The 21,100-nt window shown below is 68.1% G+C and carries 22 protein-coding genes; 6 read left to right on the forward strand and 16 right to left on the reverse strand.

The window, feature by feature from the left end; genetic code table 11:
- The 5 genes from B1818_RS00665 to B1818_RS00685 form a co-directional block, all read right to left on the reverse strand.
- The gene (locus tag B1818_RS00665) at positions 1–1,182 is read right to left on the reverse strand and encodes a DUF2993 domain-containing protein (RefSeq protein ID WP_078111693.1); all 1,182 of its coding nucleotides are present in this window, start codon (positions 1,180–1,182) and stop codon (positions 1–3) included.
- Complete coding sequence (locus B1818_RS00670; protein ID WP_078111963.1) at positions 1,179–2,054, reverse strand: carbon-nitrogen hydrolase family protein; 876 nt, start codon at positions 2,052–2,054, stop codon at positions 1,179–1,181. Before B1818_RS00670 ends, B1818_RS00665 begins: the two co-directional genes overlap by 4 nt.
- Before the next feature lie 10 nt (positions 2,055–2,064).
- Positions 2,065–2,763 (reverse strand): class I SAM-dependent methyltransferase, encoded by a 699-nt coding sequence (locus B1818_RS00675; protein ID WP_249145276.1) that lies wholly within the window; start codon positions 2,761–2,763, stop codon positions 2,065–2,067.
- A gap of 110 nt (positions 2,764–2,873) precedes the next feature.
- A complete protein-coding gene (locus B1818_RS00680) occupies positions 2,874–3,386 on the reverse strand; it encodes a DUF2505 domain-containing protein (RefSeq protein ID WP_058251265.1) in 513 nt (170 codons plus the stop codon).
- Positions 3,387–3,396: 10 nt separating this feature from the next.
- Positions 3,397–3,903, reverse strand: coding sequence for a DUF2505 domain-containing protein (locus B1818_RS00685; protein WP_078111694.1), 507 nt, complete (start codon positions 3,901–3,903; stop codon positions 3,397–3,399).
- Positions 3,904–3,941: 38 nt separating this feature from the next.
- Between B1818_RS00685 and B1818_RS00690 the strand changes: the two genes are divergently transcribed.
- Positions 3,942–5,036: a UDP-N-acetylmuramate dehydrogenase gene (locus B1818_RS00690; protein WP_078111695.1), complete on the forward strand. Its 1,095-nt coding sequence runs from the start codon at positions 3,942–3,944 to the stop codon at positions 5,034–5,036.
- Positions 5,037–5,049: 13 nt separating this feature from the next.
- Here the strand turns inward: B1818_RS00690 and B1818_RS00695 are convergent, their stop codons facing one another.
- The 6 genes from B1818_RS00695 to B1818_RS00720 form a co-directional block, all read right to left on the reverse strand.
- The gene (locus B1818_RS00695; RefSeq protein ID WP_078111696.1) at positions 5,050–6,165 is read right to left on the reverse strand and encodes an alpha/beta fold hydrolase; all 1,116 of its coding nucleotides are present in this window, start codon (positions 6,163–6,165) and stop codon (positions 5,050–5,052) included.
- Between the two features lie 58 nt (positions 6,166–6,223).
- Complete coding sequence (locus tag B1818_RS00700) at positions 6,224–7,042, reverse strand: MerR family transcriptional regulator (RefSeq protein WP_058251269.1); 819 nt, start codon at positions 7,040–7,042, stop codon at positions 6,224–6,226.
- Positions 7,043–7,048: 6 nt separating this feature from the next.
- The gene (locus B1818_RS00705; protein WP_058251270.1) at positions 7,049–7,372 is read right to left on the reverse strand and encodes a DUF2516 family protein; all 324 of its coding nucleotides are present in this window, start codon (positions 7,370–7,372) and stop codon (positions 7,049–7,051) included.
- Positions 7,373–7,440: 68 nt separating this feature from the next.
- The gene (locus tag B1818_RS00710) at positions 7,441–8,643 is read right to left on the reverse strand and encodes a heparin-binding hemagglutinin (RefSeq protein ID WP_078111697.1); all 1,203 of its coding nucleotides are present in this window, start codon (positions 8,641–8,643) and stop codon (positions 7,441–7,443) included.
- Between the two features lie 3 nt (positions 8,644–8,646).
- The gene (locus B1818_RS00715) at positions 8,647–9,168 is read right to left on the reverse strand and encodes a helix-turn-helix domain-containing protein (protein ID WP_078111698.1); all 522 of its coding nucleotides are present in this window, start codon (positions 9,166–9,168) and stop codon (positions 8,647–8,649) included.
- A 135-nt stretch (positions 9,169–9,303) separates the two neighbouring features.
- Positions 9,304–10,644 carry a DUF445 domain-containing protein gene (locus B1818_RS00720; RefSeq protein WP_078111699.1) on the reverse strand — a complete coding sequence of 447 codons (1,341 nt, stop codon included), beginning with the start codon at positions 10,642–10,644 and terminating at the stop codon, positions 9,304–9,306.
- A 41-nt stretch (positions 10,645–10,685) separates the two neighbouring features.
- On the opposite strand from B1818_RS00720, the gene B1818_RS00725 reads away from it, so the two are divergent.
- Genes B1818_RS00725 through B1818_RS00735 form a run of 3 tightly spaced genes read left to right on the forward strand, consistent with a single transcriptional unit; the run spans position 10,686 to position 13,185 of the window.
- Entirely contained in the window at positions 10,686–11,513 is an 828-nt protein-coding gene (locus B1818_RS00725; protein WP_176455861.1) for a TetR/AcrR family transcriptional regulator, read from the forward strand.
- A complete protein-coding gene (locus B1818_RS00730) occupies positions 11,513–12,337 on the forward strand; it encodes an SDR family NAD(P)-dependent oxidoreductase (protein WP_058251275.1) in 825 nt (274 codons plus the stop codon). The genes B1818_RS00725 and B1818_RS00730 overlap by 1 nt, the downstream gene beginning before the upstream one ends.
- Positions 12,334–13,185, forward strand: coding sequence for a PPK2 family polyphosphate kinase (locus B1818_RS00735; protein ID WP_058251276.1), 852 nt, complete (start codon positions 12,334–12,336; stop codon positions 13,183–13,185). The genes B1818_RS00730 and B1818_RS00735 overlap by 4 nt, the downstream gene beginning before the upstream one ends.
- 195 nt (positions 13,186–13,380) lie before the next feature.
- Here the strand turns inward: B1818_RS00735 and B1818_RS00740 are convergent, their stop codons facing one another.
- The gene (locus B1818_RS00740) at positions 13,381–14,574 is read right to left on the reverse strand and encodes a benzoate/H(+) symporter BenE family transporter (protein WP_058251277.1); all 1,194 of its coding nucleotides are present in this window, start codon (positions 14,572–14,574) and stop codon (positions 13,381–13,383) included.
- Between the two features lie 73 nt (positions 14,575–14,647).
- On the opposite strand from B1818_RS00740, the gene B1818_RS00745 reads away from it, so the two are divergent.
- On the forward strand, positions 14,648–15,172 hold the full coding sequence (locus tag B1818_RS00745; protein WP_058251418.1) for a helix-turn-helix domain-containing protein: 525 nt from the start codon (positions 14,648–14,650) through the stop codon (positions 15,170–15,172).
- Between the two features lie 142 nt (positions 15,173–15,314).
- Entirely contained in the window at positions 15,315–16,253 is a 939-nt protein-coding gene (locus B1818_RS00750) for a hypothetical protein (protein WP_058251278.1), read from the forward strand.
- A 177-nt stretch (positions 16,254–16,430) separates the two neighbouring features.
- Here B1818_RS00750 and B1818_RS00755 read toward each other — a convergent pair whose 3' ends face one another.
- The 4 genes from B1818_RS00755 to B1818_RS00770 all read right to left on the reverse strand — a co-directional run bounded on the left by B1818_RS00755 (position 16,431) and on the right by B1818_RS00770 (position 21,067).
- On the reverse strand, positions 16,431–17,216 hold the full coding sequence (locus B1818_RS00755; protein ID WP_058251419.1) for a hypothetical protein: 786 nt from the start codon (positions 17,214–17,216) through the stop codon (positions 16,431–16,433).
- A gap of 288 nt (positions 17,217–17,504) precedes the next feature.
- Positions 17,505–18,371 carry a 3-hydroxybutyryl-CoA dehydrogenase gene (locus tag B1818_RS00760; protein WP_058251279.1) on the reverse strand — a complete coding sequence of 289 codons (867 nt, stop codon included), beginning with the start codon at positions 18,369–18,371 and terminating at the stop codon, positions 17,505–17,507.
- Positions 18,372–18,533: 162 nt separating this feature from the next.
- Complete coding sequence (aceA, locus tag B1818_RS00765) at positions 18,534–19,829, reverse strand: isocitrate lyase (protein ID WP_058251280.1); 1,296 nt, start codon at positions 19,827–19,829, stop codon at positions 18,534–18,536.
- Between the two features lie 467 nt (positions 19,830–20,296).
- Positions 20,297–21,067, reverse strand: a complete 771-nt coding sequence (locus tag B1818_RS00770) for a hypothetical protein (RefSeq protein WP_058251420.1) — start codon at positions 21,065–21,067, stop codon at positions 20,297–20,299.
- Between the last annotated feature and the right edge of the window lie 33 nt (positions 21,068–21,100).

Genomic DNA, 21,100 nt, shown 5'->3' on the forward strand with positions numbered 1-21,100 from the left:
TCAGACCGAGCAACCGCCCGACTGGCTCTGCGACGAGGTGCCGGTCATCTCACTGGTCAGCTGCACGTCCGAACCGCTGATGGCGAACTCGAGCCCGCTGTCGGTCACCTCGAGCGAGTCGACCTGCACCTCGTCGAAGAACGGGCCGAGCGACGACGTCGTGATCTGGTCGACGATCTGCTGCGCGAAGTCCGGCGGGATGCCGAAGACCAGGGCGCTGGCCTTCACGACCTCGAAGTCGACCCGGCCGTCGTTCAGCACCGGTTTGATGGTCGCCGACACCGGCACCTGGAAGACCATGACCGGGAAGGCGGCCTGCACCTCGAAGGTGCCGTCGGCCGCATTGCCGGTGATCTGCTCGACCGCGCCGACGCCACCGGTCGGGGTGCCGGTGCTCTGACCGGACGCCCCGGCCTGCTCCTTGCTGAGTTCGACGATCCGCTCGTAGGGGATGAAACCCGTGCCGTCGAGACTCTGGATGTCGGTGGAGTTCTCGGTGCCCGAGATTCCGTCCGCACGCATGTGCAGACGGACGCCCCCGGCACTGTCATCGGTGTCGACCTGTACGAACGGGATGTCGCCGCTGCCCTGCAGGAGGATCGGCTTACGGCTGAGCGACACCTCGGTCGGCACGCCGGTCAGCCCGCTGAAGGATTCCTCGAGACAGTTGGTGACCTTGTTGCGCAGGTACAGCTCGCTGCCGACCGCGGCGATGACCGCGAGGAGCAGCACACCGACGACGCTGAGGGCGACGATCTTGCGGGTGCTCCGCTTCTTGCGCGGGGAGGTGAGGACCGGTCCGCTGCCGGTGGAGTCGGCGGGTCCCGGAGGAATCGGTCCCGAGGCGGCCGTCCCGGCCCCGTACGGGTCTTCGCCGGGCGCGAACTGCGAGGTGGGGGGCTTGGCACCGCCGATGGTGCCGGTGTCGGCGTCGGACGGCGGGATGGCCGAGTAGGCCTGTGCTCCCGGGACGATCGGTTCGGTCGCGAACTGCTCGGTCGCGGGCGGCTCGCCCTGTTCGGTGCCGGACACCGGACGCCATTCGTCGCCCTGGCCCGTCGACGTCGGCTCACCGGTCGTACCGGGCTGGGAGGGGTCGCCGGCATGCGGATCGATCTTCGCGGTCTCGTCGGCGTTGTCCCCGGATGAGGAATCGGGGCGGGGCGTGTTGCTGTCGCTCATGGGTTCCGTCCTGGGTCGTCTGACTCGCGGAGCCGCGTGTGGGCCGGCGTCACGTCGTTGTCCGTCTCGCCGCCGACCGGCAGTGGGCGCTCGTTGGCGAGGACTGCCAGTTGCGTACGGGCTTGGTCGACCAGTGCTAGGTCGAGGTCGTGCACGTCCACCCGGATGCTATCCGGATACGCGGCGACCAACGTACCGAATGGGTCTGTGATTTGGCTGTGTCCGATTCCGGTCGGCGCACTCGACGACGCGGCCGCCTCGTCGGTGGGAAACGCCTGGTCGACGGCCACGACGAAGGTCGTCGAGTCCAGCGCTCGGGCCGCGGCGAGCACCTCCCACTGACGCAGTTTGCCCGGTCCTGAGCCCCAGGACGTGGGTACCACGATCACCTGGGCGCCCTTCCGTGCGAGGTGGGTGAACAATGCGGGGAATCGGATGTCGTAGCAGGTGGCCACGCCGACGGTGACGTCGCCGACCGCGAAGGTCAGCGGCTCCGCTCCGGCGGCCACGTTCTTCGACTCGGTGAATCCGAAGGCGTCGTAGAGATGGATCTTGTGGTACCCGCGGCGTGTCCCGTCCGGGTGTGCGACGACGACGGTGTTGCGGACCCGGCCGTCGCCGGCAGGCGTGAACATCCCGGCCACCACCGTGACCCCTGACGCCGCGGCGACGTCGGACACCCCGCGCGCCCACGGACCGTCGAGATCCTCGGCGACGGGCTTCAGCGGCACCCCGAACCGGCACATCGTGGCCTCCGGGAAGACGACGAGCTCGGCGCCGCGCGACGCCGCGTCCGCGGTGACCGCACGCACCGTCTCGAGGTTGGCGGTGGGGTCGTCGGTCGAACTGATCTGGGCCATCGCGACACGCATGACGGCCACACTATCCAGCCGGTGCGACGGTCTCCCACGGAACCGTGAGCACGTTGTCGGACAGGCGGCGCCGCGGCATCTCGCAGTCGACCCCACGGTCGCGCAGCAGACCCAGTGCATGCACCCATCGGGCGCGCGGGCCGTACGGCGCCAACGGCGCGGCGATGTCCCAGCACTGATCGGCCAGGGTCAGCAGGGTGTGGATCCGCTCGCCCGGCACGTTGCGATGGATCAGCGCCTTGGGCAGACGCTCGGCCAGGTCCGACGGACGGTCCGAATGCTCCGGCGCCCAGCTGAGGGTCATGCTCACCGGCCCGTCGACGTCTAGCAGCACCCAGCTGCACCGTCGGCCGATCTCGTCGCACGTCCCCTCGACGATCACTCCGCCCGGCGAGAGTGCACCACGGATCCGGGCCCACGCGTCGTCGACCTCGTTCTCGTCGTACTGACGCAGCACGTTGAACGCGCGCACCACCCGGGGTCGCAGGCCGCCCAGCTCGAAGCCGCCGAGCCCGAACCGCACGCCGGCACGGGGCTCGACCACGCGGGCGGGGTCGATCTCGAGACCGACCATCTCCAGATCCGGGGCGACCGCGCGGAGCCGTTCGGCCATCTCGACGGTCGTGTCCGGACGCGCACCGTAGCCGAGGTCGACGACCAGCGGCCGGGGCACGTCCAGGGCGGCACGCACCCGCGGGGAGTGGACCATCCACCTGTCCACCCGCCGGAGCCGGTTGATGTTCGTCGTGCCCAGGGTGACCCGGCCCTGCGGTCTGTGCTCGATGCGCTCGGACCTGACGGACGGGCGGCCGGCTCGGATCACAAGTTCTTGTCGACCCAGTCCTTGGCGTACTCGGCCTCGGCGCGGAACAGGTCGACGAGGTTGATCAGGATCATCTGCTCGAGCTTGCCGTTGACGAACGGGACGAAGACCTTCGCCTCACTGGTCCGGCGGATCGTGCAGCCACCGTTCTCGGTGGGGAAGAGTTCCTGCCAACCGTTGAGGCTGCCCGGTCCCGCCGGGATCGAGGCGTTGTAGGTGCCCTTGGTGTTGTCCGGGTCGAACGGGCCCAGGGTCTCCTCGCGGGTGATGACCATGTCCTTCTTCATCACCGTCTGCGCGAGCGCGGGCAGCTGGTCGCGCCCGATCGTCTGCTTGAGGACCACCCGGATACCCGTCTCGTCGGAGACGAAGGAGTCGACCTCGCAGTGCGGGGAGATCATCTGGAAGCCCGCCATCATGTCGTCCCAGTACTGCTTGATGCTCTGGGCCTGGTAGAGCTTCTCCGCGGACTGCGTGTACCGAGCGGAGTAGCTGAGCCGTCGTGCCATGCAGACCAGGCTACGTCAGCGGATTCTCGGTCTCCCACTCGACGGTGTGTCCGCGCTCGGCGTCGAGCAGCGCCGACAGCTCGCTGACCACCGCCTTCTCGATCTTCCCGCCGAACAGCGGGAGATTCACCGACACCTCGGCGCGGTTGTCGGTGGTCGCCGGGTCACCCGACGTCACGGTGGTGCCGGTGATGTCGACCGGCACCGGCGCCCCGTCGACCGTGGCATGTGTCTCCCCCTCGATCCGGTCGCCGACCAGGCGGTATGTGTTCTTGCGCGGGATTCGGAGGTCGCCCGGCATGACCTTGGTGACCGCGGACGGCAGCTTGTCGGCGGGAATGCCCTGCTGGATCTCGACGGTGACCGTGTCGCCGGTGATCGTCACCTTCTCGACATGCCCGTGCCCGGAGTTCATGCGCTCGACGAGGTCGTGCCAGTACTTCTCGGTGGTGTAGATCGCCCACAGACGCGCGGTGGAGAAGGGATAGGACACCGTGTGCTGCAGCTTGCTCGCCATGATGAGAACGCTACCGCCCGCCGGTTAACGTTGAGGACGTGACCAACACGCAGGCGCCGCTGAGCGCGCCCCTCGCCGAGCTGACCACCCTGCGTCTGGGTGGGCCCGCGCGCGAGATCATCCGCTGCGAAGACACCCGCACCATCGTGGAGACCATCCTCGACCTCGATGCACGGTCCGAGCCGGTCCTCGTCGTCGGCGGCGGTTCGAACCTCGTCATCGGCGACGCCGGGTTCGACGGGACGGCGGTCGTACTCGGCAGCCGACGCCTCGAGTTCGGATCGGGCCGTGAGTCGGGACGGCCGCACGTGGTCGCCGACGCTGGCGTGGGCTGGGACGAGCTGGTCGCCGCGACGGTCGACGCCGGTTTCGGCGGACTCGAGTGCCTCTCCGGGATCCCCGGCGCGGCCGGGGCGACCCCGGTGCAGAACGTCGGGGCCTACGGCGTCGAGGTGGCCGACATCCTCCGATCGGTTCAGGTCCTCGATCGACGCTCCGGCAACCTGCGGTGGGTCTCCCCCACCGAGCTCGGTCTCGGCTACCGGACCAGCAATCTCAAGCACCGGCACGACTTCGTGGTCGTCGCGGTCTCGTTCTGGCTCAACGACGATCGCGTGAGCCAGCCGATCCGCTACCGCGAACTCGCGACCCGCGTGGGGGTCGAACCGGACGATCGGGTCGACGCCGCCACGGTGCGCGCAGCCGTGCTCGACCTGCGCGCGGGCAAGGGCATGGTGCTCGACGCGACGGACTTCGACACCTGGAGCGCCGGCTCGTTCTTCACCAACCCGATCGTGCCGGGCGATGACGCCCCGGCGGTGCTCGACCGGATCGCGGCGCGCGTCGGCGACGACGTCGCGATCCCCACCTATCGCGCGGGCACCGATGACACCGACGCGGCGATCAAACTGTCGGCCGGGTGGCTGATCGAACGGGCGGGCTTCCGCCGTGGACACCCGGGCCCGGACGCGGCGGTCCGACTCTCGACGAAACACACTCTGGCGCTGACCAATCGGGGCGCCGCGACCACCGCCCAGCTCCTCGATCTGGCTCGCGAGGTCCGCGACGGCGTCGACGAGGCGTTCGGGGTGACATTGCGGCCCGAGCCGGTCCTGGTCAACTGCAGTCTGTGACGGGAAAGACCGGTCAGACCGCCTGGGTGTCCTTCAGATCCGCTGTCTCCCGGGAACTCTCGGCGACGACGTCGTCGAGCAGGGCGTTGAAGCGTTCGGCGGCCTCGATGCTCGACATGTGTCCGACGCCGTCGTAGACGACCATCTCTCGCAGCGAACCGTTGCGGCGCAACACCTCGGCGATCTGCTCGGCGTGTACCTGCGGGGTGAGCCGGTCCTCGGTGCCGACGACCACGGTGGTCGGCACCGTCAACGCCTCGAGTCCGGCGGTCACATCGAGCTTCCCCATCGCCGAACCCCATCCGGCCCGAGCGCGCGGCGGGCACGAGCCGATCATCTCGTCGACGAACTCGACGTGCGCCCGGCGGGCGTGCGGCCCGAGGGCGATGTAGTGCGAGAAGCGGACGCCGTAGGACGTCTTCGGGATCGGAACCGGGACCGAGGTGATCATCTTCGCGGCGGCCGGCGCGAACGGTTTGGCGTACGCCGGCAGATCGACCGGGATCAGCAGGTGGTTGTCCATGACCGCCTTGGCGGCGGTCGAGACCAGCACCACCGACGACACCAGCGACCCGACCTTGTCGGGGTATTGGGCCGCCCACGACATGATGGTCATGCCGCCCATGCTGTGTCCCACCAGGATCGCGCGGCGCCCGGCCGGCACTGCCGCCTCGAGCACCGCGTCGAGGTCCTCACCGAGCATGGCGACGGTCGGTCGGCGGTGGCCGCGCTCACTGCCACCGTGGCCGCGCTGGTCGTAGGTGACGACCCGGCGGGAGCCGCCCTCGGAGGCGGCCAGGTGGTTGATCTGCGGGTACCAGTAGGCGGTGTTGCAGGTCCAGCCGTGGACCATCACGATGACGTCGCCGGTGTCGTCGGCGCCGGGGTCGTCGGGGTCACCGTAGACCTCGACATTGAGCCGGGCCCCGTCCGCGGTCGGGACCTCGAGACGTTGCGGGGCGTTGTCCGGGCGGGTGAGGAGATCGTCCGGGCCGTCGTCGACGGCGAATTCGGCCTGCAGTGCCTCGCGCGCGAGTCGCGCGAAGACGGTTCCGATTCCCAGCGCGACCACGCCCGCCCCGATCGCGGTGGCAACGCTGCCCGCACTGGCCACTGACTTCGTGTTCATCCGGCACTCCTCACCTGTCGAGGACCTCACTGGTCCTCTGCAAGGCACCGAATCCGGCTCAGCGCCCCGTCTCGGGGTTCAATGTACCAACGTCCGTTGTCTCATAGTCCGCCTGTGCCGGCTCCGACTCCTCGCCGGCGGGCAGGACCGGCGGGGGCACCTCGGCGTCGAAGTAGGTCGCCGCCTCCCCGATCGCCTTGGAGATCTGCTCGTCGAGCGCCTTGCGGAACGTCGTCTCGACGATCTCGTGGGCGATGGGCCGAACCGTCTGGATGAGGTCGGCCATCTCGCTGACGCCGGCCTCGCCCAGGTCGGGGAGGTTCTCGTCGAAGTACTTGTCGGTGATGATCGAGACGAAGCTGGTGGCGACATCTTCGAGGTCTTCCTGGACGCGGACCCACCGGTCGAGCAGGACATCGATGTCGACCCCGCTCTTGACCAGGATCTCGGCCCCCTCGAGCAATTCCGGGTTGCGAATCGCGTAGTGCGCGCCGTCCTTCGCCAGCAGTCCGAGCTTCTGGCTGAGCGCGATCGACCGGTCGCTGGCGTTCAGCGTCTTGCGCAACTCGGTGATGGTGATCGTCGCCGCGCGCTTGAAGTTGCGGAACCGGCCGCCCTTCGGTGTGCCGCGCAGGATCTGCTCCACCCGCATGCCGTGATGCGCCGCGTGCAGCAGCTCACTGATGGTGGCGAAGGTGTAACCGCGCTCGAGCATGCGCGAGATCAGGTTCAGCCGGACGAGGTGCTGGTCGGAATACCAACCGGCGCGTCCGCGAATGGTGGGCGGCGGCAACAGTCCGCGGTCCTGATAGACCCGGATGTTGCGAACGCTGACCCCGGATGCCTCCGCCAGGTCGTTGATCCGATACTCCGCCACGATGCGTCAGGCCCTTTTGCTGAACCAGGACTTGCCCTGGATGTCGTCGACCCGTTTGCGTACGTCGACGAGGTAGACGAGCATCGCGACCACTCCGATGATGCCCAGGAAGTTCACCGCACCGAAGAACCAGATGAACAGGGTCGCGGCGGCGAGGATCGAGACCCAGATGACCTTGCTCTGCCGATCCACCGCCGGGAAGGCGTCGGGCCGCTGGATGGCGGCGTGGATGAGCGCGACGGTCGAGGCGATGCCCGCGACCACCGTGAGCGTCAGCATGATCAGACTCTGGCCGTAGGCCATTACGCTGAAGAAGTCCACGTCGAACACTGTAGTCGCGCGAGTGCCGTTTGCTGCGACACCCTACGACGCGGTGCGGTCACCCGGCCCGTCGACGATCATTCGGCGCCGGGTGACGCCTTCTTCGCCGGGGCCTTCTCGGCAGCAGCCTTCTTGGCCGGGGTCTGCTTCGCGGCGGCCTTTTTCGCCGGGGTCTTCTTGGCCGCGGTCTGTGTGGTCGCAGCCTTCTTCGCCGGAGCCTTCTTCGCCGGGGTCTTCTTGGCCGGTGCCTTCTTGGCGGCGGTCTTCGCGGCAGCCCGCTCGGCCGGGCCCTTGACGGCGGCGGCCTTCTTGGCGGGCGCCTTGGCCGGCGCCGCCTTCTTCGTCGCCGACTCCTTTGCCGCCGCCTTCTTCGCCGGAGCGCTCTTGGCCTGCGTCTTCTTGGCCGGCGCACTCTTGGCCGGGACCTTGGTCGCCGAAGTCTTTGTCGCCGGGGCCTTCTTCGCCACTTCTTTCGCCGGCGATGCCTTCTTCGCCGCTTCCTTGGCCGGCGCCGTCGTGACCGCGGCTTTCTCGGCGGGTGCCGCCTTCTTCGCCGGTGCCGCCTTCGTCGCGGCCTTCGCCGGCGGAACGATGTCGCCTTCCGACTTCACCGGCGGCTCGATGCGTGGCTTCTCGTCGCGGGGCGCATCGTCGGCCCGGTTCGCCAGCTTCAGCGCACGTTCGCCGACCGCCCGGGTCTGCTCGGAGATCGTCCCCAGCGCGTCTTCGGTGAGACCGACGGCGTCGTTGTACACCTTCTCGAGCTTCGGCAGGTTCTCGCCGACGAGCGGTTGTGACTTGAGCTTCTCCACCGCCTCGTCGCGTCGTTCCGCCAGCGCGGTCAGCAGTCCCGCGGCCACCGCGAGGTACGCCTCGGCCACCTTGCGCAGCTCCTCCGGGGAGAACCGCGCCTTCAGATCCTCGATCTCGGCGGGCAATTCGACCGGCAGCGCCGACAGTTTGGTCCTCGCGTCCTCGAAGATGGCCAGTGCCGTGGCGAGCGCCTCGTCGATCCGGGCCTGGGCGTCGTCCCGCGAACCGGTGATCCGCGCCTCGAGCTTGGACTGTGTCGAACCGACCGTCTCGGCGAGTTTGGACTGGGTGTTCTCGACGGTCTCGGCGATCTTGGATTGCGCGTCGGCGACCTTCGCCTGGGTCGACCCGACGGTCTCGACGAGCTTCGATTGGGCTTGCTCGCTCGCGGCCTCGCCGCGCTCACGCACGTCTGCGAGCAAGGCAGCCACCTGCCCCACGGCTGTGGTCAACGGGTTCTCGCTCATCAACTACTCCTTGCCGGTCGACTCGATCGTGTTCTCTTTCCGGAACGACTCGTAGATCTCCAGCAACATCTGCTTCTGACGTTCGTTGATGGAGTCATCTGCGATGAGAGCATCACGGACCGGGCTCGCGGGCCGTTCTTCGAGTATCCCCGCCCGCACGTACAGGACCTCGGCCGACACGCGGAGACCCTTGGCGATCTGGGCGAGCACTTCCGCCGACGGTTTCCGCAGGCCGCGTTCGATCTGGCTCAGGTAGGGGTTGCTCACGCCCGCCCGCTCGGCGAGCTGGCGCAGCGAGACCTTGCCCGCGACCCGCTGGGACCGGATGAACGCACCGATGTCCTGGGCCGCGTTGGCGACGGCCTCGACCGCCTCCACCGCGATGGGGGTCGTCGAATCAGGGTCGTCGCCGGCCACCTCGACGCCGGAAACGCGGTCAGCAGTGGAGCTTTCACCCGGTGCGGCGGAGTCGGCGGCCGAGGCGCGGTCCGCGTCGGGGGACGCTTCATCCTTCTCGGACTGCATCAACGCTCCGTTCTCATGGTGGGGCCCGACGTTCGGCGATGTGTCCGACTTTCGGCCCGTTCTCCCAGTATCAACACCAGTGCTAGCCCGTGCAAGCACACAGCAAACTCCCGGTTCGACGCCGCGGACGATGCGTCAGGAGAAGATCAGCACCGAGGTGGAGTAGATGACGAGCCCGGCGAGTGCGCCGACGACGGTGCCGTTGATCCGGATGAACTGCAGGTCGCGGCCGACCTGTAGTTCGATCTTGCGACTCGTGTCATCGGCATCCCAACCACGCACGGTCTCGGTGATGACCGAGATGATCTCCTGTGAGTAGTTCGCGGCGACGTGGTGTGCGACCCGCGCCACCCAACCGTTCATCTTCTCCTGCAGCGGCCGGTCGTCGCGGACACGTTCCGCGAGTTGGATGATGGAGTCCGACAACGTGTTCCGCAGCGTGCTGTTCGGGTCCGACAGCATCTCCTCGATGACGGCCTTGCCGGTCTGCCACGCCGTCGACGCGGCACCGGTCACCTCGTCGCGCCCGACCAGTTCGAGCTTGAGAGCCTCGAACTTGGCGATCATCTCGGGGTCGTGCTGCAGATCATCGGCGAACTTCTCCACGAATTCGTGCATGGCACGCCGCAATTCGTGATCGGGATCCACCCGCACCTTGTAGGTGAAGTCGACGAGCTCGCGATAGATCCGGTCCCCCACCAGACTGTTGACGAACTTCGGCGTCCACTGGGGTCCGTCCCGGTCCACGACCCGATCGATCAGATCCTGGCTGCCGACCGCCCATTCATGAGCCCGGTCACACAGCAGCTGGAACACCGGCTCCAGACGATCCTCGGCGATCAGCTGTTCGAGGATGCGGCCGGTGGGCGGCGCCCACTGGGGTTCGGCCGCCCACTTCAACGCGGCCTGGATGAGTTGTTCGACATCCTCGTCGCGCAGCATCTCCGCGGCGAGCTTGATCGCTCGGGCGGCTTCGCCACTCACCCGCGGCGCGTTGCGCGGGTCGGCCACCCACGTCGACAACCGTCGGGGCAGATCCAGCTGCTCGGCTCGGTACACCACCACATCGGGCGTCATGAAGTTCTCTTCGATGAAGCCGCCGAGTTGTTCGCCGATGTCGTCCTTCTTCTTGCGGATCAGGGCCGTGTGCGGGATCGGGATGCCCAGCGGGTGGCGGAACAGGGCGGTCACCGCGAACCAGTCGGCCAGCGCGCCGACCATCCCGGCTTCGGAGGCCGCGCGGACGTAGCCGACCCAGGCCGCGACGTCGGCGCCGTCGCGATGCTCGAGGTAGCGGGTGAACAGATACACGATCGCGGCGAAGACCAAGAAGCCGGTGGCCACCGCTTTCATCTTGCGAAGGTCCCTGCGTCTGCCCTCGTCGCCGGCGCTGTTCCCGCCGAATCCGGGCGCGGACGCCGTGGCCGGCGGACCGTCGTGCTGAACGGCGACTCCTGGGATGACTGTCGATGCCATGGAACCAGTGTCACCCATCGAGCGACTACGCTGGCTGCGTGATGGCCAACCGCCCGAATCCCGCCGCGGCCGCGCGCGCCGCAGTGGCGGCCGCGGCCAACGTGACGCGCGGGCTGGAACAGGTCCTGACGACGGTCACCGAGTCGGTCGCCGAGACCGGCGCCAAACCCGACGGTCGCAAACAGCGGTGGGAGAAGCACAAGCTCGCCCGACGCACCGAACTCACCGACGGTGTCATCGCCGCGGTCCGTGAACTGGGCGCCGACGTCGGCATGGACGAGATCGCCACCCACATCGGCGTCTCCAAGACCGTCCTGTACCGCTACTTCGCCGACAAGAGCGACCTCGGCGTCGCGACGACGGTGCGGTTCTTCGAGACGACGATCTACCCGCGGCTGACCGAGGCGATCGCCGACGATCTCGACGAGTACACGCTCACCCACACCATCATCGGGGTGTACGTGCACGCCGTCGACGACGAACCGCAGCTGTACCGGTTCGCCCTGGCCAGTTCGCCCACCTCGTCACCGGCGCCCGCCGATTCGGTGCGACTTGTCACCCAGTTGGTGATGGGGAACATCCAGCTGCGGATGGCCGAACGCGGCGCGGACACCACCGGCGCCGAGCTCTGGTCGCACGCGCTCGTGGGCGGTATCCAGCACGTCGTGGACTGGTGGATGACCAAACGCACCCTCAGCGCCGACGAAGTCGTGGATTATCTGACCATGATGGTCTGGAGCGCGGTCGTGGGTGTCTGGCAGGTCAACGGGTCCCGGGAGAAGTTCCTGGCGGCGCCGCCTGCGCTCTTCGATCCCCCACCCGCCGACCCCCTGCCCGCCGATCCCGCCTCCGGGACCCCCGGCGCCTGATGACGCGCGTCGCTCTCGTCACCGGCGGCAGTCGCGGCGTCGGGTACGGCATCGCTCGTGCGCTCATCGACGACGGGTGGACGACGTATGTCACGTCGCGACAGGGAACCGGCCCCGACGGCGCCCGCGCGTTGCCCTGCGATCACACCGACGACGCCGCGGTGGCCGCGGTGTTCGACGAGATCGCCACCGGCGCAGGCGGTCTGGATCTTCTCGTCAACAACGCGTGGGCCGCGCCGAAGGGTTTCGGCGGGTTCTCCGACCCGTTCTGGAAGCGACCGGTCGACGACTGGGACACCCTGATCGGCGTCGGACTGCGAGCGCATTACGTGGCCTCGGTGCACGCGGCCCGGCTCATGACCGACGCCGGCCGCGGTCTCATCGTCAACATCTCGTCGTTCGGCTCGCGCGGTCATCTGCACTCGGTCCTGTACGGGATGAGCAAGACCGCCCTGGACAAGATGGCCGCGGACATGGCGGTGGAGCTGCGGGGCACCGGCGTCAGCTCGATCTCGTTGTGGCTCGGCCTGATCCGCACCGAGCTGTTGCTGTCGCTGGGCGTCGACGAATTCGCCGGTTTCTCGCTCGCCCGCGCGGAGGACCCCGAGTTCGTCGGCCGGGTCATCTCCCGGCTGGCGGGCGATCCCGGGCTGTCCGACCTCAGCGGCCGCACGCTCGTCACCGCCGAACTCGGTTCCGCCTATGGGATCGTGAACAACGATGGCACGCCGCCGGATTCACACCGCACGGCGTTCGGTGGCGGGCCGCTGTTCCCACCCCCGGCCGATCCGGCGCCCGCATCCGACCCCGAGAGGACCCCATGACCGCTGGTTGGACCACTCCCGCCGCCGATGCCCTGCGCGTCGGGGCCATCGGGCCGATCGCGTCGTTCGACCCGGAGACGACGCCGGGCTTCGACGGCGACAAGGCCTCCGGCACGGAGTTGCTCGCGCAGCGCGGCGAGGTTCTCGCCGATCTCCAGGAGTTGTTGTACGCCAACGGGCGGGCCGGTGACCACCGCTCGGTTCTGCTCGTGCTGCAGGGCATGGACACCGCCGGCAAGGGCGGCATCGTGCGCCACGTGGGCGGGATGATGGACCCTCAGGGTCTGTCGATCAAAGGGTTCGGCAAACCCACCAAAGAGGAGTTGCAGCACGACTTCCTGTGGCGTATCCACCGCGCCCTGCCGCCCGCGGGCCGGATCGGGATCTTCGACCGGTCGCACTACGAGGACGTCCTCCCCGTCCGGGTGCACAACCTCGTCCCGCAGTCGGTGTGGGAGAAACGCTACGACCTGATCAACCAGTTCGAGTCCGAACTCGTCGCCGGCGGGACCACCGTCGTCAAGTGTTGCCTCGTGGTGTCGAAGGACGAGCAGAAGAGCCGCCTCGCCGCGCGCCTCGAAAGACCGGACAAGTACTGGAAGTACAACCCGGGCGATGTCGACGAACGCGGCCACTGGGATGACTACCTCGAGGCGTATCAGGCCATCTTCGACCTGACCGATCGTGACTCCGCGCCGTGGTTCGTCATCCCGTCGAACCGCAAGTGGTTCGCGCGCCTCGCGGTGTGCGAACTACTCATCGACGCGCTCACTCGCCTCGACCTCGACTGGCCTGCCGCCGATTTCGACGTCGAGGCCGAGAAGAGACGACTCGCCGCCGCGGACTGAATTTCCGCTCCCCAATCCGAAAGAGCCGCACACCAAGTGGTCCCTGATCCGAAAGAGCCACACACTTATTGGTCCCTGAGGTGCGAGCGAAGCGAGCCACGAAGGGTCTTCGCAACTCGCCTCGCCAGGCCCTTCGTGGCTCGTCGCTTGCGCTCCTCGCACCTCAGGGACCAGGGGTTATGCGGTTCTTTCGGATCAGGGAGCAGGAACCGGGCGCCGACTGAGCACCCCGTGCGCCGCCAGCCCGACGACAAGCGCCCAGAACGCGCCACCGATCCCCCCGAAGGTGACGCCCGCGGCCGCGGTCACGAACGCCAGTGCCGCGGGAATGCGGAACTCCGGCTTCTCGAACGCCCCCATGATCGCGGCCACGAACGTGGCCAGGAGCGCAAGTCCCGCAACGGCTTCGAGCAGTCCGTCCGGCGCGATCGCCGTGACGACGACCAGCGCACCCGACAGCACCGCTAGTACGAGGCTCGTCGACCCCGTCGCCACACCGGCGATCCATCGCCGTGATCGGTCGGCGCCCGCCTCCGGACCCGCGGCCAGTGCCGCGGACAGAGCCGCGAGGTTGATGGCGTGTCCGCCGAGCGGCGCTCCGAGTACGGTTCCCGTGCCGGTCACGAACATCGCCGGACGCCAGGGCGTCTCATAGCCGAAGGACTTGAGCACGGCCACCCCGGGAACGTTCTGCGAGGCCATGGTGACGATGTAGAGCGGGACCGCCAGTCCGACGATCGCCGTCGCGTCGAAAGTCGGTGTCGTCCAGACCAACTGCGGCCACCACGTCTCACCCTCCCAGCCGTCGTATCCGTCGACGGCGAGGTTCACCCCGATCACGACCAGCGCGGTGACCAAGGCCAGTGGCAGCGCCCACCGGGGCAGCCACCGCATTGCGAGGAGCCACACGACGAGGATCGGAAGTGTCGACCACGGTTGTGCGGCCAGCGACGTCATCGGCGCGAGGCAGAGGGTGAGCAGCACGCCGGCCAGCATGGCCTGGGCGATCGGCGTCGGAATCCGGCCGATGAGTTCGCCGAGTGCGGGGACCAGTCCGGTCGCGAGGATCAGCAACCCCACCACCAGGAACGCCCCGACCGCCGCCGCCCACCCGGCGTCGTAGGACGCACCCGCCGACACGAGGAGTGCCGCGCCCGGGGTCGACCACGCCAGTGTCACCGGTCGGCGGGTGCGCAGCGACAGCGCAATCGATCCGAGTCCGAACAGAATCGTCAGCACGAGCAGACCCGACGCGGCTTGTGCCGGACTGGCGCCCACGGCCCGCAAGCCGGTGACCACCACGACGAACGACGAGGTGAAACCGACCAGGGAAGTGACGACTCCGGCGATGATCGGCTCACTGCGAGCCCGCGGCGCGGGACTGGTCATGTCGCGAGCATAGCGGTATCGTTCCGTAAACAGAACAGTGGATGTCGGCAGCGACGCGAACGAGACGAGGACGATGACACCCGGCGAGGATCGACGACGCGCGGTCGGGGCCCGGATCTCCGCCATCCGAAAGCAGCGGGGCCTGAGCTTGTCAGGCCTCGCCCGGGAAGCGCGGATCGGCAAGGGTTCGTTGTCCGAACTCGAAGGTGGACAACGAAATCCGACCCTCGACACGCTGTACGCCATTGCCGGTCCGCTCGGCGTGCCGCTGTCCGCCCTCCTGGGCGAGGAATCCGGAGTCGAGGGCGCCGGCCCCCACCTCGCCGCCCGGGTGCTGCACGTCGAGCATCACGACGACGGCTCGGTCACCGAGGTCTTCTGGTTGCGCGTCAGCCCGGGCGGGACCAGGGAGTCGCCCGCGCACGGGCCCGGCGTCGTCGAGCACGTACATGTCGTCAGCGGCCATCTCCGGGCCGGTCGCGCCGGCGAGGAACGCGCGGCGGGGCCGGGCGAATCCCTGCACTGGCTGTCCGATGTTGCGCACACCTACCGCAGCGACGACGGCGCGCTCGCGGTCCTCACCATCCGGACGCCCTGACCGGCGCCGTCGCGGAGTCTCGCTCCAGCGGTGCTGTTTCCGTCCCGCTGATCGGATCTCATCAGCGGGACGGAAGCGGGACCGCGGGAAGGTTGGGGAAAACCCGATGGAGCCGAGACGCCCTCCGCTGCGTCGAATAGAGATGACCAGCTACCCACTGGACCGCTACGGTCTGATCCGTCGCGGCGCCGCACTCGATGCGGCCTTCTCCGACAACCTGCTTGCTGCAGCGGTATCCGCCGGGGACCTGATCCGGCTCATCCCCGGCGTCTACGTGCCGGCATCCGACGACTTCGCCGGGCACGAAGGCGACCAGGAGTTGCACCGCCTCAAGTCTGTCGCGATCGCCACGTCACAGCCGGCGAGCGCACCACAGTTGCCACTGAGTCACGTCTCGGCCGCCGCGGTGCTCGGCATTCCGCTGCTGAAGCCCGCCACCGAACGCGTTCACGTCACCAACGGCAAGAAGGCCGGCGGATTCATCGCGACGCATCGTCACGTTCACGCCGCCGCCCTGACGGCAGACGAGCTCGCCGTCGTCGACGGAATACCCGTCACCAGAATCGAGCGAACCGCTGTCGATGTAGCGGCCGGGGGCGACTTCGCACAGGCCCTCACCGCCTTCGACCAGGCACTTCGAGCAGGCGCCGATCGTGAGCTCATGGGCCGGATGCTCGCCTCTCGTCGTCGGCGCGGAGGTCGAGTGGCTCGGCGTGCGCTGGCACTGGCCGATGGGGCGGCCGAAAGCGTCGGCGAATCGTGGAGTCGGGCGCAGATGATCGAGGCCGGCCTGCCTGCTCCACGACTGCAACGCGAGTACTGTGCGCGGAGCGGCGTCTACCGTGTCGACTTCGACTGGGGGGCGAAGCTCGTCGGGGAGTTCGACGGCATGGTCAAATACGGCCGCCTTCGGCCATCAGGGATGACGGTGGCCGACGTCGTGCTGCAGGAGAAGCTGCGCGAGGACGAGATCCGCGCGCTGGGCCCCGTCGTCGTGCGCTGGACCTGGTCGATGCTCGAGGACGGGTCCTTCATCGGCCTGCTCCGGCCATGGCTGGAGAAGTTCGAGTTGATGAGCTGAGTCCCGCGGTCCCATTTCCCTCCCGCTGATCAGATCTCATCAGCGGGACGGAAAGACCACCGCGGGACGGAAACACCACCGCAGGTCAGGGACCTCGTCCCGAGTCGAAGGCGCCCCCCACACACGACAACGCCCCCGCCGGAAGCGGGGGCGTTGCCGAATGCGACTGTGTGCGAGTTACTTCGCGGTGGTCGGCTTCTTGACCGGGGCCTTCTTGGCCGGCGCCTTCTTGGCGGCGGTCTTCTTCACGGCCGGCACCGGGGTGTCCTTGGCCTCGGCGACCTTCTTGGCCGGCGAAGCCTTGGCGGCACGGCCCTTGGCCTCGACAGTGCCTGCGGCGCCGTCGATCTCCTTGGCCGCGTCGTCGGCCTGCTCCTTGACGCTGCTGCCGGCCTCTTCGATCGCGACGGCGACGTCCTCGACCTGCTCGCTCGCACGGCCGGCGAGCTTCGCCGCACGATCACCGACGAGGCGGGTCTGGGTCGACACGACGCCGAGGGCGTCCTCGGTCAGGTCGACGGCGTCGTTGTAGACCTTCTCGGCGCGCGACAGGTTCTCCTGGACGAGCGGCTTGGTGCGCAGGCGCTCGAGGGTGGCCTCGCCGCGCTCGGCGAGCGAGGTGTAGAAGCCGTAGGCCTTCTCGACGTAGGGGTCGGCGAGGCGCTTGAGCTCCTCGGCGGTCAGCTTGCCGCGCAGCTCGTCGAGGTCGCTCGGGACCTCCTCGGACAGCGAGCCGATGCGGGTCTTGGCCTCGTCGAAACGCGTCTGGGCGGTCTCGGGCAGATCCGTGATCAGGGTCTTGGTCTCGGCGTAGCGGGCCTCGAGACGCGACTGGGCGGTCTCGGCAGCAGCCTCGGTGCGCTCACGCAGTTCGGTCAGCTTCTCGGTCACCTGGGCGAAGGCGTAGTCGCCGGCGCCGACGGCGGCATAGAGGGGGGCGTAGTTACGTTCGGTGGTGGTCACAGTGGACTCCTTCGGTCGGGTCACCAATCGCGCTGCAGCACATGCGGTCTCGTTGATCTCGGCGACTTCGCCGGGCGCATGTCGGAACAATCCGTCGCCTGCCGCCTCGAAACGGTCGGTGTTGCAAGCCAATTCGATTCGGCTCACACCGCGCGAGATAAGGGAACCGCGGCGCCATCGGTATTGGTGTTTCCGATAACCAGTATCCACGCTGTGCTAACAAATGCAAGCATCTTGCTAACACTCGTGACACACGTCACCCCAGAGGGCCCGCCGGACCGGCGTCGATCAGGCGTACCGGTAGAAGCCGTGGTCGGCCTTCTTGCCCAGTCGCCCCGCCTCGACCATGCGCAAGAGCAGCGGAGGCGGTGCGTAGAGCGGCTCCTTGAACTCCTCGTACATCCGGTCGGCGATGGCCTTGATCGTGTCGAGTCCGACCAGATCGGCCAGCTTGAGGGGACCCATCGGGTGCGCACACCCGAGGACCATGGCCTTGTCGATGTCGTCGACGGTCGCGACACCGCTCTCCACCATCCTGATGGATGAGAGCAGATACGGGATCAGCAAAGCGTTCACGACGAATCCGGATCGATCGGCCGACCGGACCACCTGCTTGCCCAACACGTCGTGGGCGAAGGTCTCGGCGCGCTCGACGATCTCCGGAGCGGTCGTCAGGGTGGTGACGAGTTCGACCAGCGGGAGAACCGGTACGGGGTTGAAGAAGTGCATGCCGATGACGCGGGCGGTGTTCTGGGTTGCCATGCCCAGCTTCATGATCGGGATGGACGATGTGTTCGACGCCAGGACTGCCCCGGGGTCGGTCACGACCTTGTCCAGTTGGGCGAAGATCTCGGTCTTGACCGCCTCGTCTTCGACGACGGCCTCGCACACGAGGTGGCGATCGGCGAAGTCGCCCAGGTCAGTGGTGAAGCGGAGTCGCATCGACGCCTGGTCGCGTTCGCGTTCGGTCAGTTTGCCGCTCGACACACCGCGATCGAGTGACCGGAGAATCCGGGCGCGACCGGCGACGACGAGTTCTCGGCTGTGCTCGTAGACGAGCACGTCGGCGTGGGCCCGCGCGCACACCTCGGCGATCCCCGCGCCCATCTGTCCTGCCCCCACCACGCCGACGCGGGAGATCTTCTGGTTTGTCATGTCGGCTCCTCGGGTGGAAACGTCCTCGGCAAGAACCGATTTCGCAAGAACATGGGTGACCCTCCGGGCACGCGCCGAGCCCGGGATACGCCAACAGGCGGCCCGCAGCGAAAGCCGCGGACCGCCTGCCTGGTTCGCCTAGATCACGACGGTGGCGAGTTCCTAGTGGAACTGGCCTTCCTCGGTCGAGCCCTTGAGAGCAGCGGTCGAGGTGTTGGGGTCGACGGTGGTGGCGATGTTGTCGAAGTAGCCGGCGCCGACCTCACGCTGGTGCTTGACGGCGGTGAAGCCGCGCTCCTCGGCAGCCTTGAACTCGCGGTTCTGCAGGTCGACGAACGCCGACATCTGCTCGCGGGCGTAGCCGTAGGCCAGGTCAAACATGCCGTAGTTCAGCGAGTGGAAGCCGGCCAGCGTGATGAACTGGAAGGTGAAGCCCATGGCGCCCAGCTCGTTCTGGAACTTCGCGATGGTGCTGTCGTCGAGGTGCTTGCTCCAGTTGAACGACGGGCTGCAGTTGTAGGACAGCAGCTGGTCGGGGTACTCGGCCTTGACGGCCTCGGCGAACTTGCGGGCCAGCTCGAGATCCGGGGTACCGGTCTCCATCCAGATCATGTCGGCGTAGGGCGCGTAGGACTTCGCACGCTCAATACACGGCTCGATGCCGTTCTTCACGTGGTAGTAGCCCTCGGCGGTGCGCTCACCGGTGACGAACTGCTTGTCGCGGTCGTCGACGTCGGAGGTGATCAGCGTCGCGGCCTCGGCATCGGTGCGGGCGATCACGACGGTGGGGACACCGGCGACGTCGGCGGCGAGACGAGCCGAGTTCAGGGTGCGGACGTGCTGCTGGGTGGGGATGAGCACCTTGCCACCGAGGTGGCCGCACTTCTTCTCCGACGCGAGCTGATCTTCCCAGTGGGTACCGGCGGCACCCGCGGCGATCATGGCCTTCTGCAGTTCGTAGACGTTGAGGGCGCCGCCGAAGCCGGCCTCACCGTCGGCCACGATCGGCACGACCCAGTTGTCGACCGAGTTGTCACCCTCGACGCGGGCGATCTCGTCGGCACGCAGCAGCGCGTTGTTGATGCGACGCACGACGCTCGGGACCGAGTTGGCCGGGTAGAGCGACTGGTCGGGGTAGGTGTGGCCGGACAGGTTCGCGTCACCGGCGACCTGCCAACCCGAGAGGTACACGGCCTTCAGGCCGGCGCGGACCTGCTGCACGGCCTGGTTACCGGTGAGAGCGCCCAGGGCGTTGATGTAGCTGCCGTCACCCTTGGTCACGCCGTCCCACAGGATCTCGGCGCCGCGGCGGGCGAGGGTGTGCTCCTCGACGACCGAGCCCTGGAGCTCGGCGACCTGCTCGGCGGTGTAATCGCGCTTGATGCCCTTCCAGCGCGGGTTGGTGTCCCAGTCCTGCTGGATCTCCGCGGCGGTACGGGGCTTTCCGACGTTGCTCATTGGCTGCTTCGCTTTCGTTGTCCTGCTCGTCCCGACCGGGGACCGGATCGGGGCGACGGCCCGGCGCGCCGCCGGAACCTCTCTGCTGACAGACAGCCGATGTCCTCGTCTGGGGTGTGTGATCGCGATCGGCGTCAGTCTCGGCCGAGGTTTGCGAACCCGTCGACGTGGTATCGGTGGTGCCTGCAGCAAGGGTGCCACAACACAAACCCGCAGGTCCAACCCTCGAAGCGTGTAAATATGGGTTATTTTTCGCCACCTGTTTGCAAAGTTTGCAAATATAGTTCTGTGAACGCAGGGTCTACTTCCGCCAAAAAGTACGTCCGTACTGGGATTTTCTACTCACGAGTAGTCGAGCCGATCCGTGGTCTCGGAGGCCCTCGGACCCCGACCTCGACGGCCGGATACCCGAAAGTGATGTCCATCACACCAGTGCGGCACGGTCCGCGGACAGCGGACGGCGGCCGTCAGGGTGTGGTGACGCGCTCGACGGCGGTCTCGAAGAGATCCGCGAACACCGACGGTTCGATCGGCTCCACCGGGATGGCCGGCGGATCGCTCGCACGGGTGGTCGCACCCGACACCGTCAGCTGCATCGTCACCGGCCCGGATGCCGGCCGGTCGAGCACGGCGTACCCGGCGAACCCGATCTGCCGCCGGACACCGCCATCGGGCAGGGTCGTCGTGACGTCGGATCGCGTGAGCAGCATCTGCTCCCCTGGCAGCAACCCGCCGTCGATCTCCGGCTGGGGCAGTTCGGTGTACACCGTGAGCACCCGACTGCCCGCGAGGTTGCCGGTGGTGATCTCCGTCGTGGTCCGAGAGCAGCGGCCGGTCGTGGTGAGCCGGTCGGCGTCGATGTCGCGCGATGCGGTGGTGACCAGTTCGACGAGGGTGCCCGTCGCTCCGTCACGGGCGGCCAGCACCGCCGAGTTGTCGGCGGTCAGCTGGTCGTTGAGCGCGGCGTCGGAGGTGGGCCGGCAGTACTCGGGCGTGACGCGCACCGATCGGGAGGCGTCGATGGCGGCCCGGTTCCCGGCGACGAGATCCACCACCGACAGCGGGGCGGAGGTGTACCCCGGCGGCAGCTGGGCTTCGGACAGCACGAGATCGGCGGGACCGCGGGGAGCCGTCGTTTCCCCCGGGTCGCCCGCGCACCCCGCGAGGCCGAGCGCCACTGCCACGATCGACGCGGCCAGCGCTACCGGCGGGCGGCGTCGGCCGAGGAGGGGTAGCACGCGGTCACCGTACCCTGGGAACGACGCGCGACG

Source organism: Gordonia sp. IITR100 (genome assembly GCF_002009645.1).
Classification (GTDB): domain Bacteria; phylum Actinomycetota; class Actinomycetes; order Mycobacteriales; family Mycobacteriaceae; genus Gordonia; species Gordonia hongkongensis.